We start from the raw sequence: 15,105 nt of genomic DNA, 5'->3' as shown, positions 1-15,105 counted from the left end.
AATACAAAAAAATCGAAATAAGCTGCCCAAAAGGCAGCTTATTTCTTTGTTAGAATGAATATGAAAACTACTTCCAGCCACCGCCTAAACTTTTGTAAATAGCGACAACTGTACTTAATTGTTTTTCTTTTGTTTCGATTAATTCCATTTTTGCATCCAATAAATCACGCTGAGTTGTTAACACTTCTAAATAATCTGCACGATTATTTTTGAACAACTGATTTGCTATATCAATAGATTCTACAAGTGCTTTCGCCTGTTTGTCTTTGTACGAATAACTTTGCTCTAAGTTATTAATCTTAGACATTTGGTTTGATACTTCTAAATAAGCATTTAAAATCGTTTTATCATATTCATACAACGCTTGTATTTGATGAGCATTTGCCGTGTTGAACTCCGCTTTTATCGCACTTTTATTAATTAAAGGCGCAGCTAATTCGCCTGCCAACGAATATAAAATAGACTCTGGCATTTTGACCAAATAAGATGGTTTAAACGCATTTAACCCTAAAGCAGCAGAAATATTTAGCGACGGATAAAATTCTGCACGAGCAACTTTTACATCTAATGCAGATGCTTTCAACTCTAATTCTGCTTGTTTAATATCTGGACGATTTGATAATAATTCGGATGGAATTCCTGCGTGCATTGCTTGCGGAATCAAATCCATAAATGACGATCCATCTCGCTTTATCGTCTGCGGATATCTTCCTAATAAAGCATTGATTCTATTCTCTGTTTCTGTAATATCTTGTTTAATATTAAACTCTTCACTTTCTGATTTTAATAATTCTGCTTCAAATTTCTTCACTGCTAATTCAGTTTCACGCGCTGCTTCTTTTTGAATTTTAACTACACGAAGCGATTCTTTCTGCAACTCAATATTTCGATGAATCAAATCCAATTGGCTATCTAATGACAACAACTCATAATAAGATGAAGCGATTTCAGAAATTAAATTCGTCAAAACAAAATTCTTTCCTTCAACTGTTGATAAATATCGTGCAATAGAGGCATCTTTCGAATTACGTAATTTCTTCCAAATATCAACTTCCCAATCGGCACTTAAACCAATTGCATAATCCATCAATGGATCTGGCATTTCTTTCCCGGGTTTTATCTCAGTCGAAGCGTCACCAGCACCTTGACTTGTGTAACGACCAACTTTCTCCACACCAACTCCAGCAGTTGCAGCTACTGTAGGAGATAATTTTCCGTTTTTGTACAACACTTCGTTTTTCGAAATTTCAATTTCTTGAAGTGTAATCATCAATTCTTGGTTATTCTTTAACGCCTCTTCGATCAAAACAACCAAATTTGGATCTGTAAAAAATTGTTTCCAAGGCGTTAATCCAGAACTTGGTGCATCATCATTTTGAACATTCTGATAAGCTTCTGGAATTTTAGGTGATTGATGATTTTCTATTTCTTTGCTCACCGCAGGAGCTTTACAACTCCAAATCATCGTTCCAAAAAGACTTATTACAATTATATTTTTTAAACTATTTCTATTCATCTTCCGTGATTTCTTCTGTTAAAGGATTTTCATCTTCATATTTCACTAATTGCATTTTATCCGCCAAAGCACCAAAAGCAACATATAAACCTGGTACAATAAACAACCCGAAAATAGTTCCGAAAAGCATTCCGCCTGCCGCTGCAGTACCGATTGTTCTATTTCCTACTGCTCCCGGACCAGAAGCAATAACCAATGGAATAAGACCTGCAATAAACGCAAACGATGTCATCAAAATTGGACGAAAACGAACGCCTGCACCTTCAATCGCTGATTTCACAATTGACAAACCTTCGTTATGTTTCTGCACTGCAAACTCAATAATCAACACCGCATTTTTACCGAGAAGTCCAATCAACATTACCATTGCAACTTGCGCATAAATATTGTTTTCTAATCCTAATAATTTCAAAAAGAAAAATGCTCCGAAAATTCCTGTTGGTAAGGAAATGATAACTGGCAAAGGCAAAATAAAACTTTCGTATTGTGCAGCTAAAATCATATAAACGAAAATTAAACAAATAGCGAAAATAATCACCGCTTCATTTCCACGAGAAACCTCATCTTTCGAAATTCCAGCCCAATCAATCCCGAAACCACGAGGCAATGTATTTTTAGCTACTTCATTAATAGCTGCTATCGCTTGTCCACTACTATAACCTGGTGCTGGTGTCCCACTAATTTCTGCTGCATTATACATATTGTGACGTGTAATTTCAGATAATCCATACACTTTTTCTATTTTCATGAAAGCTGAATAAGGAACCATTTCATCATGATCATTCTTTACATATAATTTTAGAATATCTTCTGGTAATGCACGATACTCAGGCGAAGCTTGCACCATCACTTTATAAGGTCGATCAAATTTGATAAAACTTGTTTCGTAATTAGAACCAATTAAAGTGGATAAATTATCCATCGCATTTTCAATTGAAACTCCTTTTTGTTCGGCAATATCATTGTCAATTTTTAAAACATATTGAGGAAACGATGCACTATAAAATGTGAAAACAGAACTCAATTCTGGACGACGGCTCAATTCTTTTACAAAATCACGACTCACCTCTTCCATTTTATGATAATCTCCACTACCCGCTTTATCTAATAATCTCAGCTCAAAACCTCCTGCAGCACCATATCCAGGAACAGATGGTGGTTGAAAATACTCGATATTCGCACCATTAATATTCCCAGCTTTTTCTTCTAACTCTTTGATAATTTCTTCAGCAGATTTAGAACGCTCATCCCAACTTTTCAGGTTAATTAAACAAGTTCCTGAATTCGCTCCAGTTCCTTCTGTCAAAATCTCATAACCAGCCAAAGATGAAACTGATGAAACGCCATCAATTCCTTCCGCTATTTTTTGTAATTTCTGAGAAACTTCGTTTGTTCTTTCTAAAGTAGAACCTGGAGGTGTTTGAATAATCGCATAAAACATTCCTTGGTCTTCGTTTGGAATAAATCCAGAAGGCAAACTATTATTCAAGAAGAAAACTCCAGCACAAAATGCTAGTAAAATTCCGAATGTAACAGTTCGCTTGTTAACTGTTTTAGTTAAAACTTTTTCATATTTAAAAGATCCTTTGTTAAACAAATTATTAAACTTCAACAAAAATTTATTTAACATTGTTTTCTTTCTTGGTTGATCATGATTATTTTTCAAAATCATTGCACACAAAGCTGGTGTAAGCGTTAAGGCAACAATTCCCGATAAAATAATTGAGGTCGCCATCGTAATCGAAAATTGACGATAAAAAATTCCGACTGGACCAGACATAAACGCAACAGGAATAAACACAGCTGCCATTACAAAAGTAATTGCGATAATTGCTCCACTAATTTCGCGCATTGCTTCTTCCGTCGCTCGTAAAGGCGAGAGATTTTTCTCTTCCATCTTGGCATGGACAGCCTCTATCACCACAATCGCATCATCAACGACGACTCCAATCGCCATAACTAAAGCAAAAAGGGAAATCAAGTTTAATGTAATTCCAAAGAAACTCATCAACGCAAAAGTTCCGATCAAAGAAACTGGTACAGCTAAAGCTGGTATTAATGTAGAACGCCAATCACCTAAGAATAAAAACACCACAATACCAACTAAAACGAAAGCTTCGAAAAGTGTGTGTACAACTTTTTCCATTGAAGCATCTAAGAATTTCGAAACGTCATATGAAATCTCGTAATCCATTCCTTTTGGCAAATTATTTTCTTTAAGATCTGCCATCAATGCTTTGATGTTTTTAATCACTTCACTTGCATTACTTCCGTACGATTGCTTAATCACAATTGCTGCAGAAGGTTTTCCATTTAATGTAGAATAAATATCATACATCGAGCTACCAAATTCAATATCAGCAACATCTTTTAAACGTAGAATTTCTCCATCAGGATTTGCTCTCAAAATGATATTTCCATACTGCTCTTTTGTACTATATCGTCCCGAATATTTTAATACATATTCAAAAGCTTCCGAACGTTTTCCAGAGCTTTCTCCTGTTTTTCCTGGAGAAGCTTCAATACTTTGCTCATCCAGCGCTTTCATCACATCATCCGCAGAAATATTATAGGCTTGCATTCTATCTGGTTTTAACCAAACACGCATCGCATATTCTCGGTTTCCTAAAATATCTGCATCTCCAACTCCATTAATACGTTTCAACTCAGATAAAATATTGATATCTGCATAATTATATAAAAATTTCTGATCTGCTTTTGGATCATTACTGTACAAGTTAATGTACATCAACATATTCGATTCTTCTCGCGTAATTTTCACACCTTCTCGAACTACCAAGGGCGGAAGTTTATTAACCACAGAAGAAACGCGGTTCTGTACATTAACCGCAGCAATATTTGGATCAGTTCCTAAATCAAAAATGACTTGAATAGACGCTTCACCATCATTCCCAGCATCAGACGTAATATATTTCATTCCAGGAACACCATTTAGTGCTCGTTCTAATGGAATTACAACCGATTTGATTAATAATTCATTATTCGCACCAGGATATTCCGCTGTAATATTTACCTTTGGAGGCGAAATAGATGGAAATTGCGTTACGGGTAATTTGACTAATGATAGAATTCCTAAGAAAACTATAATCAACGAAATGACAATCGAAAGAACAGGTCTTCGAATAAATTTATCAAACATAACTTTGAATTTTTTAGATTAGTTTGATTTTAATTTTAACGATGAAAGAACTTTTCTTGGTGCAATAAATTTCGTTTTGATTTTATCATCATCTTTCACTTTCTGAACACCTTCTAACAAAATATTATCTTTCTCTGAAAGTCCGCTTTCTACCACATAAACATCAGGCATTTCTAAACCAATCGTAATATTTCGAGATTTCACAACACCATTTTTATCTACTACAAAAACATAGGTTTTATCTTGAATTTCGTAAGTTGCTTTTTGTGGAATTAATAAAGCATCATGTAATGGAACCGTCATTTTTACTTTTCCAGTTTCACCATTTCTCAACAAATGATTTGGATTTCCGAAACGTGCACGAAACGCAATATTTCCAGTTTCATTGTTAAATTCTCCTTCTATAGTTTCTACCAAACCTTTTTCTGGTAAAGGCTTATTATTCGCCATTATCAACGAAACTTGTTTACTCGCTCTATCTTGAATATTTGTTTGATAATCTAAATATTCTGGTTCAGAAACGTTGAAATAAGCGAACATTGATGAGTTATCTGACAAATTTGTTAATAACATTCCTTCATCAATCAAACTTCCCAACTTCATAGGAATTCTATCAATAACACCAGAAAATGGCGCACGAATATCTGTAAATGATAAATGTAATTGAGCCAATTGCATTTCTGCTTTCGATTTTTCTAGTCGTGCCTGCGCAATAGCTTTTTCGTTCTTAGAAACGACATTATTATCAGCCAAAGTTGCTGAATTTTGCAATTCAATTTGTGCCTCTTTTACCTCAGCTTTTGATTTCAAATATTCGGCTTGATACATCGAAGGCATAATGCGAAACAACAATTGACCAGCTTGTACATGTTGACCTTCATCCACAAAAACTTTTTGCAAATAACCTTTTTCTTGCGCACGAATTTCGATGTTTCGTACCGACTGAATTTGGGCAACATAATCCTTATCTACAATCGTATCCATTTTAATTGGCGTTGTGATTGGATAATCCTTTTCTTCTTCTTTTTCCTGTTTTTTTGACGAACAACTTGTTGCCATCAATACAGTACTCAGAGCAACAAATAATGCGACTCTTTTCATAATTCTTCTAACTATTAAATGTAAAATTTGATTAAATGAATTTCTTGGCAGAAGTAGTTTTACCAAAAAATATTACACATAAAAAATCATCAAACATTCAGCTATTCATGGACTGAATTCAGATTCTTTGTGTAATTTTTAAAAATTTAAGAAATCAATCAAATTCTGATTGTACGCAGCAAAATGTACTTACAACTCGAAAATTTGATGGTTTTATTGTAGAAGATGTGTTTCTTTCTTAAGCCTCCAATAATGAAATTTAAGACCAAAACAACACTTAATAGTTTGATACAAGTATCTAAATCAACTTTATTTGATGTCTGAAAATCATCATCAATCGTTTCGATACTTGGATTAAATTCTTGGAATTGAATTGAATTTGAAGTTTGAGAAATTTTAGTTTCGATTACTTTACTTGCATGATAAACTTGCGTATTATCATTAAGAATTGTTTGTGAAGTTAAATTTCCTTGAGAATGTTGTGTACCTGCAAGCACTTTAGTTTCTGCAAAAAATAGCAGAAATAAAGCAGATAGCAGATATGTGATAAACATTTTCATAATTCTGTTCAAATGTAAGGTTTGAAATAATACAATAATCTATATTAACATTTTTTAACTATAATATTTTAATTACTCAATAAAAATCTCAATTACAAATATTTAACCACATAATAATAAGTATTTCAAAACTCAAATATTTTGCTGAAATTTGCAGTCAACAAACAAAAGTTTATGGCGAAAGCAAAAACAGCAAAAGAATCATTAGCTGTAATGACAAACTTGGTTTTACCAAATGAAACCAACAATTTAGGAAATATGTTCGGAGGTGAATTATTAGCCTCTATGGACAGAATTTCTTCTATTTCTGCAAAAATGCATGGCGGAAGTTTTTTGGTTGTAACAGCAAGTGTAAATCACGTTGCGTTTAACATTCCAATTCCAATGGGAAGTACAGTAAAGTTAGAATCGAAAGTAACTCGCGCATTCAAATCTTCGATGGAAGTTTATGTTGATGTATATGTTTACGATTATGATAATTGTATATACAACCAAACTAATAGTGGAATTTATACGTTTGTTGCAGTAGATAACGATAATAAACCTGTACAAGTCCCTGAATTGATTCCAGAATCTGAACAAGAAATTGAGCGTTATGAAGCAGCTTTGCGTCGCAAACAATTAAGTTTGATTTTGGCTGGACGAATGAAACCAGCTGATGCACATGAATTAAAATCATTATTTATAGAAGAATAAAAAAGTCTCACAATTTATATTGAAAGACTTTTGATACCAATAACTATTAACTACTTGTGGTAGTTATTACCTTACGCAATATTGCAAAATAAGATGATTTCTTTTAAGATAAATACAAGAATTAGCTCGTTAAGAATTCAAGAATTTTAACAAAGTTAAAGCAACTACTATTATTAGAATAGAAACTATAACAATGTCTTTATAATTGATTGTTTTTGAACCAAACCCTACTTTTTTTGATTTACTTATCTTTTTAGATTGCATCGGAAGGATTTTAATTGATACAAATATATATTTAAAATTTAATTATTTAAACCATTTATAATTAAATAATTGTAAAAACATCAATAAATTAAATAAGTAAAAATATATAAATAAAAACTCAAGCGAATCGCTTGAGTTTTTTTATTGAGGTTTTATTTCCTCAAGATTATTTTTTTGATTTTTAATGCGCTCTTTTTCTTCGTCAGATAATTTATCTTCAAGATTTTTTTTCACCTTATCCAACATTTTTTTCAACACTTCGGGCTGCATTGTGTAGTATTTATAACTTTCTTGAAATGTATGATTAGAAATATCATATGCTTTCAAAATATCAACAGCATCTTTTGCTAATACTAAACTTTGATCTTCATTTTGAATAGGAAACATTTGTAACCCTTGTTGACTAATGTATAAATCAGTCAAAATTTCAACCATATCAGATTTCCCGATTAGATCTTTTGGTTTTTCATAATTTTTTGGCGTACAACTAATAACACCTAAAAATAAAATGATGATTATAGATAAATACTTCATAGTTTTCCAAATATATTTCTTAATCGTAATGAAATTACACCAAAAACTGCTTCTCCAATAATATCTGAACTAATTTTTGACTCACCTAATGTTCTGTCTGTAAAGATAATTGGAACTTCTTTCAATTTAAATTTCTTAATCCAAGTTTTGTATTTCATTTCAATTTGAAATCCATAGCCTTTGAACTGAATTTTGTCTAAATCTAATGTTTTTAACACATTTGCGCGGTAACCAACAAACCCAGCTGTCGCATCATGAACAGGCAAACGAGTAATGATACGCACATATTTTGATGCAAAATATGATAATAAAACTCTGTTCATTGGCCAATTCACTACATTTACACCATTAGAATAACGTGAACCAATTGCTAAATCGGCGCCTTCAGCCAATGCTTGATACAAACGTGGTAAATCATTAGGATTATGTGAAAAATCGGCATCCATTTCGAAAATATATTCGTAACTATTCGCCAACGCCCATTTAAATCCATGTACATATGCACGTCCCAAGCCATCTTTTGTTGTTCTAATTTCAAGATGCAAACGTCCATTAAATTCAGGAATCAAACGTTTTACAATGTTATTTGTTCCATCCGGAGAGCTATCATCAACAATTAATACATCAAAAGCCTCATCGACAGCTAAAGCTGCACGAATAATGGCTTCTATGTTCTCTTTTTCGTTGTAGGTCGGGATAATAACTAATTTGTCCGACATAAATATAATTTTGTGGGCATAAAGATAGTTATAAGATTGTTAGTGTTTTGTATTTTTGAAAAAATTATGAAAACAAACGATTTAATCTCGATAGGAAAAAATACGCTTGGCAATGACACAGTACTTATTGCTTTGACAGTGTGTTTATTATTGGTTTGTATTGCGAAATATTTGTTTGCAAAGAATTATAAAACGCTTACAAATAAGAACGAATACATGAGTTTTACAGATGATAATACAACTTTGTTTAGTTTTATTGTGAATGCTGTGACGGTCTTATTGATTAGTTTGTTATTGGTTTCTTATTTTGATATTAGCTATAATCATATACCAAACTTCAAGTTTTATTACTTATCACGTGTCGGAATTACATTTGGAGTGATTAGTATCATTATGCTTTTCAGATTGTTTATAGAAGTTACATTTTATAGAGTATTTTATGAGTCAAGTTCTATTTCATATTTTATGAAAAGTTCGAGTTATGTAAATGCTAAAAATGTTTTGCTTTTACTGGTTATTTGTTTTTTATTTTTTTACACTCAAATTAACAAAGATTATTTGATGATTGTTGGCTTTATTTTGTTGTTTTTGAATAGAATATTCGAAATTTATAGTATTTACGCCAAACAAATAAGTGACAATAAATCAATTTGGTATTATAATATTTTGTACCTTTGCACCCTAGAAATTTTACCTATAATGGTTTTAGCTAAACTATTAATTGTAGGTAAAGTAATCTAATATTACTATGAAAGTTAAATCGATATTAGTATCACAACCTACGCCTCAGGCAGAAAACTCGCCATACTACGAGATTGAAAAAAGAAATAAAATCAAAATTGATTTTAGACCATTTATCCAAGTTGTTGGAATAGACGCTAAAGAAGTAAGACAACAAAAGATTGACTTTAGCAAGGTTACTGCTGTAATTTTTACAAGTAGAAACGCAATTGATCATTTCTTTCGTTTAGCAGAGGAAATGCGTTTTACCGTTCCTGATTCTATGAAATATTTCTGCGAATCGGAAGCAATTGCATTCTATTTACAGAAATACATCGTATATAGAAAACGTAAAATTTACATTGGAGAAAAAGTTTTTGCAGATATGGTGCCTTTATTCAAAAAGCACAAAGACGAAAACTTTTTATTGCCTGCATCTGATGTTTTGAAACCAAATGTACCTGCACTATTAGATAGTTTAGGATTAACTTGGCAAAAAGCAACTTTGTTTAGAACAGTATCAAGTGATTTATCAGATTTATCTGACGTAAAATATGATATTCTTGTCTTCTTTACACCTTCTGGAATTAAATCTTTATTTGAAAATTTCCCAGATTTTGTACAAGATAATACGAGAATTGCAGTTTTCGGAAAATCAACAGTTGATCAAGCAAAAGAGATGGGATTACGTGTAGATATTGAGGTGCCAACACCACAAACACCGTCAATGACAATGGCATTGGACAAATACGTTAAAGAAGCAAATAAAGCAAAATAATATTCGCTTTTTACCCTTCTCTCTAATTAAAAATTTACGTAAATTAAAGAGATGGAAAAAACATGGGAAATAAAAGAACAACCCGATAATGAAATAGTTAAGGATTTAAGAGAATCACTTAACATTTCTGAGGTGCTTGCTATTTTATTAGCCCAACGTGGAATTACGAATTTTAGTCAAGCTAAATCGTATTTTAATCCATCTTTAGATGAACTGCACGATCCTTTTTTAATGAAAGGAATGTCTGATGCAGTTTCGCGTATTAAAAACGCAATAGACGACGAAGAAAATATCTTAATATTTGGAGACTACGATGTAGATGGAACGACAGCCGTAACATTATTTTACGAATTTCTGACTTCTATCTACTCGAAAGTCTTTTTTTATATTCCGGACCGAAATAATGAAGGTTATGGAATTTCTCAACAAAGTATACAATTTGCTTTAGACAATAATATTTCGTTGGTAATTGTACTTGATTGTGGTATAAAAGCGCACGAAGAAATAAATTATGCCCAATCAAAAGGAATAGATTATATCATTTGCGATCATCATTTACCTGACCGTTTTGTCCCAAAAGCTTATGCTGTTTTAGATCCGAAACAAAAAGGTTGTCGTTATCCTTACAAAGAGTTAAGCGGTTGCGGAGTTGGATTTAAATTGGTTCAAGCTTATATAGAGAAATTTAATCTTCCGAAAGAAAATCTCTTACCTCTTTTAGATTTAGTTGCAGTAAGTATTGCGGCTGATATTGTGCCAATTACTGGAGAAAATCGCATATTAGCTTATGCAGGTCTTCAGCGTTTAAATTCTGAGCCTCGTTTAGCTTTTCAACAATTAATTCCAACGAATATTAAAAATAATGTCAATATTTCAAACGTTGTTTTTTCTATTGCACCAAAAATTAATGCTGCAGGAAGAATAAAACATGGTTCGGAAGCTGTTCGTTTTATGTTGAGTACAAATGATGAAGATTGTCGTAAATATTTGAATGATATTAACTCTTTAAACAATGAGCGTAAAACGTTGGATCTTGATATGACACAAGATGCACTTTTGCAGTTGAAGAAAATTAATACTGACGAAAAATACTCAACGATTGTTTACGATCCTTCTTGGAATAAAGGTGTAATCGGAATTGTTGCTTCGCGTTTGGTTGATATGTATTATAAACCAACAATTGTCTTTACAAAGAATAATGAAGGTGAAATTGTTGGTTCAGCAAGATCTATTCATGAATTTGATATTCATTCAGCCATCGAAAAAAATAAAGATTTATTGACTCAGTTTGGTGGACATATGGCTGCCGCTGGATTAGCAATGAAAGAAGAAAACTTCGAAACATTCAAAACTAGATTTGATGAAACAGTAAAAGAAATGTCAAATAGTAAACATTTTACTCCATCTATTTTGATAGATAAAGAAATTTCTTTTAATGATATGACGCGTTCTTTTTTAGAATCTGTAATGCGAATGGCACCTTTCGGACCAGAAAATATGAATCCTGTTTTTCTATCGAGAGATTTATTGGCAACAGATTTTCGTTTAGTTGGCAAAGAACATGCTCGTTTGTATGTACATCAACGAGATACACGAATTACATTTCCCTCTATAGGATTCAAATTAGGAAAGTTTGGATCTAAATTAGAAAAAGGACAATCCTTTGATATGGTTTACACAATTGGAATGAATTATTGGCAAGGAAAAGGAACTTGGCAATTGAACATTAAAGATATTCGTTTCAACGATTAATGATTTCCTTCAACAACTAAAACCATTTCACCTTTTAAATTTCTTTTTTCAGCTATTTCGGCTAATTCGGCTAAAGTTCCTCGTAATGTTTCTTCAAATTTCTTTGAGATTTCACGGGATAAACTTGCTTTTCGTTCTGCTCCAAAAGCTTCGGCTAAATCTTTTAAAGTTCGACCAATTTTATGTGGAGATTCGTAGAAAATCATAGTTTTCTTTTCTTTTAACAAAGAGTCTAATTTAGATTTTCTTCCTTTTTTTACAGGTAAAAATCCAACAAAAGTAAATTCGTTATTTGGTAATCCTGAAACAACTAAAGCAGGAACAAAAGCCGTAGCACCTGGCAAACATTCAATTACAATATTATTCGCTACACATTCTTTTGCCAATAAATATCCTGGATCAGAAATACCTGGAGTTCCAGCATCTGTGATAATTGAAATCGTTTGACCATCTTTCAGCTGACGAATAATGTCCTCAGTTGCCTGATGTTCATTGTGCATATGATAGCTACGCATCGGAGTAGAAATTTCGAAATGTTTCAGTAAAATACCACTATTTCGCGTGTCTTCTGCAAGAATCACATCAGATTCTTTTAATACATCAACCGCTCTAAATGTCATATCACCTAAATTTCCGATTGGCGTCGGAACCAAATATAATTTTCCACTCATTTGACAAAGTTACGAAGTAATTTGAAAGAAAAAGCCAACTAAAATAGTTGGCTATGCTATTATTTCAAAATATCTGCTAAATCTGCAATATCTTCTGTCGAAACTTTGTCTAAAACTTTATCTAAATCTGTTCTTGGAATATCTAATTTCGAATCGATTACCAATACATTTCGTAAACCATTAATCCCGAAAATCATTTTCTTTACGCGACCTCCATCTTCTTGCAAAGAAATATTCAAACGACTATCTTTTGCTTTAAATTTCACTAAGTTTTCATATTTTTCACCACGCATAGACGATTGCAAATCATTCATAATTCTTTTTTGCTTTCCTTGTCCTGCATCGCTAACTACGAATATTTTAGCAGATTTTAAATAATTAAATAAATCTGTTCCGCCAGCTTTCTCTGCTAATTTTAGCGCAAAAGAAGGTAAAGGAATTACGGTAGATTGATTATCATATTTTTTGTAGAATTCTTGCATATTACTTGTTGTGCCACAAGATTGCAACGTTAGCAAAACTGCTATAAAAGATAAACCAATTATTTTTTTCATTGTGTACTATTTATTGAGATGCTTTTGCTACAACAACTCTCGTACCGAAAATTATTAAGCTTGAAAATATTCATTAATTCCTAAAACCAAATAGACAATTGAAGAAATTATTAGGAAAAATCCTATGATAATTCCACCTATTAATCGATTATAAGCTAAAACTTTAAAACCTTCTTTTAAATGGTCTAATTTATTTTCTCTTTCTACTGCATAATCAATTCCAAATTTAGGTTTCGATTTTTTATTTTTAATAATATGGATAATAGAAAGGAGATATAAATATTAGCATTCCTAGACCTAATAAAAAACCAACTAAAGCTTTTTCTAAATATTCATTTTCCATTACAAATAACTTTTTATCAACTCCAAAATTGATTCATCATCTAAACCAACGATTTCTTCTAATTCAGAAATTGAAGCATGTTCGATAAATTCGTCTGGATAACCATTAATTGTGACATTTCCTTTATAATGAATTGAATTCAGAAACTCTAAAATTCCACCGCCTAAACCACCTTTTTTGATTCCATCTTCGAAGGTTAATATAGTTGAATATTTTAACGAAATGGCTTTCAGACGAGATTCGTCTAAAGGTTTAATAAATGGAAAATCAATTAAAGCAACTTTATCTTGTAGATGATTTTGAATAATAATTTCTTCAATTCGAGAACTGATTAAACCAGTCGAAAGAATTGCAATTTGAATACCTTCAAAAATAATTTCAGATTTACCAATCTCTATTCTTTCGACTTTAGAATCGCTTGTTTTAATATTATTTTTCGGATAACGAATTGCAAAAGGTTGCTTCGTATATTGTGCTGTGTACAAAAGATTTTTAAAGTCTTTTTCGTTTCGAGGCGAAGAAACTATCATGTTCGGAATTTCGCGCAAATATGCAATATCAAAATATCCGTGATGTGTTGCGCCATCTGTTCCAACAAATCCTGCACGATCGATACAAAACACAACTGGTAAATTTTGCAACGCAACATCGTGTATCACTTGATCGTATGCACGTTGTAAAAAAGTTGAATAAATCACACAATACGGAACAGTATTTTGTGTAGCTAAACCTGCTGCAAATGTCACAGCATGTTGTTCTGCAATCCCAACATCAAAAACACGGTCAGGAAAATCTTGATGACATTTTACTAAATTACTTCCTGTTAACATCGCAGGAGTTATCGCTACGATTTTAGGATTATTTTCGAGTAATTGAAGCATCATTTCACCAAAAACATCTTGATACGATTTCTCTTTAATTTTAGTTTTTATTTCACCTGTTTCTTTATCAAATAGTCCTGGTGCATGCCATTTTACTTGGTCAATTTCGGCTTGTTCGTAACCTTTTCCTTTGGTTGTTTTGATATGTAAAACTTTTGGACCTTTGATGGTGTCAGCTTTTTCAAAAGCATTAAATAATTCATCAAAATTGTGTCCATCAATTGTTCCAATAAAATTTAAACCAAAATTGGTAAAGATATTTTCGGGTTGATTTTCTAATGATTTAAAATGTTTTTTTAAGCCTCCAACCGAAGGGTCAATTCCGATATCATTGTCATTCAAAACCACTAAAACATCTAAATCGGTTGAACCAAGATGATTCAACGCTTCCAAACTCATTCCAGAAGTTATTGAAGCATCTCCAATAATTGCGATATGTTTTCTATTGATTTGATTAATTTTATCTGCAGTTGCCATACCTACAATAGCAGAAATCGATGTAGAAGAATGTCCTGTTCCAAACGTATCAAATTCACTTTCTATACGAGCTGGAAAACCAGAAATACCATCTTTTTGACGAAGAGAATCGAAAATTTGTTGACGTCCTGTCAAAATTTTATGTGGATAACATTGATGTCCAACATCCCAAATTAATAAATCATTTGGTGTATTGTAATGATAATGTAGAGCAATTGTTAATTCGATTACGCCTAAACTTGCACCTAAATGTCCAGGTTTTACACTCAAAGTGTCCAAAATAAATTCTCGCATCTCATAAGCTAACTGATTTAATTGAGACGTTTCAATAGACCTAAGTTCCTTAGGATGATTGATTTTTGAAAGTAGATTATCCATT

13 protein-coding genes are annotated in these 15,105 nt (G+C 32.1%); 4 read left to right on the top strand and 9 right to left on the bottom strand.

Annotated features, from left to right (window positions below; all coding sequences use genetic code 11):
• Nucleotides 1-67 precede the first annotated feature (67 nt).
• From AC2I98_RS11935 to AC2I98_RS11920, 4 genes are all read right to left on the bottom strand, one after another.
• Nucleotides 68-1,516 (bottom strand): TolC family protein, encoded by a 1,449-nt coding sequence (locus AC2I98_RS11935; RefSeq protein ID WP_486411895.1) that lies wholly within the window; start codon nucleotides 1,514-1,516, stop codon nucleotides 68-70.
• The gene (locus AC2I98_RS11930) at nucleotides 1,509-4,676 is read right to left on the bottom strand and encodes an efflux RND transporter permease subunit (protein WP_486411894.1); all 3,168 of its coding nucleotides are present in this window, start codon (nucleotides 4,674-4,676) and stop codon (nucleotides 1,509-1,511) included. The genes AC2I98_RS11935 and AC2I98_RS11930 overlap by 8 nt, the downstream gene beginning before the upstream one ends.
• 18 nt (nucleotides 4,677-4,694) lie before the next feature.
• Nucleotides 4,695-5,777 carry an efflux RND transporter periplasmic adaptor subunit gene (locus AC2I98_RS11925; RefSeq protein WP_486411893.1) on the bottom strand — a complete coding sequence of 361 codons (1,083 nt, stop codon included), beginning with the start codon at nucleotides 5,775-5,777 and terminating at the stop codon, nucleotides 4,695-4,697.
• Nucleotides 5,778-5,935: 158 nt separating this feature from the next.
• Complete coding sequence (locus AC2I98_RS11920) at nucleotides 5,936-6,337, bottom strand: hypothetical protein (protein WP_486411892.1); 402 nt, start codon at nucleotides 6,335-6,337, stop codon at nucleotides 5,936-5,938.
• A 174-nt stretch (nucleotides 6,338-6,511) separates the two neighbouring features.
• Between AC2I98_RS11920 and AC2I98_RS11915 the strand changes: the two genes are divergently transcribed.
• Nucleotides 6,512-7,033, top strand: coding sequence for an acyl-CoA thioesterase (locus AC2I98_RS11915; protein WP_486411891.1), 522 nt, complete (start codon nucleotides 6,512-6,514; stop codon nucleotides 7,031-7,033).
• A 405-nt stretch (nucleotides 7,034-7,438) separates the two neighbouring features.
• Here AC2I98_RS11915 and AC2I98_RS11910 read toward each other — a convergent pair whose 3' ends face one another.
• Nucleotides 7,439-7,831 (bottom strand): DUF4296 domain-containing protein, encoded by a 393-nt coding sequence (locus tag AC2I98_RS11910; RefSeq protein WP_486411890.1) that lies wholly within the window; start codon nucleotides 7,829-7,831, stop codon nucleotides 7,439-7,441.
• Entirely contained in the window at nucleotides 7,828-8,550 is a 723-nt protein-coding gene (locus AC2I98_RS11905) for a polyprenol monophosphomannose synthase (RefSeq protein WP_486411889.1), read from the bottom strand. Before AC2I98_RS11905 ends, AC2I98_RS11910 begins: the two co-directional genes overlap by 4 nt.
• A gap of 66 nt (nucleotides 8,551-8,616) precedes the next feature.
• Here AC2I98_RS11905 and AC2I98_RS11900 point away from each other — a divergent pair, with 66 nt between their 5' ends.
• The 3 genes from AC2I98_RS11900 to recJ are packed head-to-tail and all read left to right on the top strand — an operon-like array spanning nucleotide 8,617 to nucleotide 11,800.
• Nucleotides 8,617-9,291 (top strand): DUF4271 domain-containing protein, encoded by a 675-nt coding sequence (locus AC2I98_RS11900; RefSeq protein WP_486411888.1) that lies wholly within the window; start codon nucleotides 8,617-8,619, stop codon nucleotides 9,289-9,291.
• Nucleotides 9,292-9,298: 7 nt separating this feature from the next.
• Complete coding sequence (locus tag AC2I98_RS11895; protein ID WP_486411887.1) at nucleotides 9,299-10,048, top strand: uroporphyrinogen-III synthase; 750 nt, start codon at nucleotides 9,299-9,301, stop codon at nucleotides 10,046-10,048.
• A 51-nt stretch (nucleotides 10,049-10,099) separates the two neighbouring features.
• Nucleotides 10,100-11,800 (top strand): single-stranded-DNA-specific exonuclease RecJ, encoded by a 1,701-nt coding sequence (recJ, locus tag AC2I98_RS11890; protein WP_486411886.1) that lies wholly within the window; start codon nucleotides 10,100-10,102, stop codon nucleotides 11,798-11,800.
• On the opposite strand, the gene rsmI is transcribed toward recJ, so the two are convergent.
• The 3 genes from rsmI to AC2I98_RS11875 all read right to left on the bottom strand — a co-directional run bounded on the left by rsmI (nucleotide 11,797) and on the right by AC2I98_RS11875 (nucleotide 15,104).
• Nucleotides 11,797-12,471 carry a 16S rRNA (cytidine(1402)-2'-O)-methyltransferase gene (gene rsmI / locus AC2I98_RS11885; protein WP_486411885.1) on the bottom strand — a complete coding sequence of 225 codons (675 nt, stop codon included), beginning with the start codon at nucleotides 12,469-12,471 and terminating at the stop codon, nucleotides 11,797-11,799. The genes recJ and rsmI overlap by 4 nt on opposite strands.
• Nucleotides 12,472-12,530: 59 nt before the next feature.
• Nucleotides 12,531-13,025: a DUF4252 domain-containing protein gene (locus AC2I98_RS11880; protein WP_486411884.1), complete on the bottom strand. Its 495-nt coding sequence runs from the start codon at nucleotides 13,023-13,025 to the stop codon at nucleotides 12,531-12,533.
• A gap of 342 nt (nucleotides 13,026-13,367) precedes the next feature.
• Nucleotides 13,368-15,104 (bottom strand): 1-deoxy-D-xylulose-5-phosphate synthase, encoded by a 1,737-nt coding sequence (locus tag AC2I98_RS11875; RefSeq protein WP_486411883.1) that lies wholly within the window; start codon nucleotides 15,102-15,104, stop codon nucleotides 13,368-13,370.
• Between the last annotated feature and the right edge of the window lies 1 nt (nucleotide 15,105).

The sequence above is a fragment of the Empedobacter sp. EJD.6dd genome (assembly GCF_057369435.1).
The sequence above is the reverse complement of the archived record's forward strand: the minus strand, read 5'-3'. Positions and strand labels throughout refer to the sequence as shown.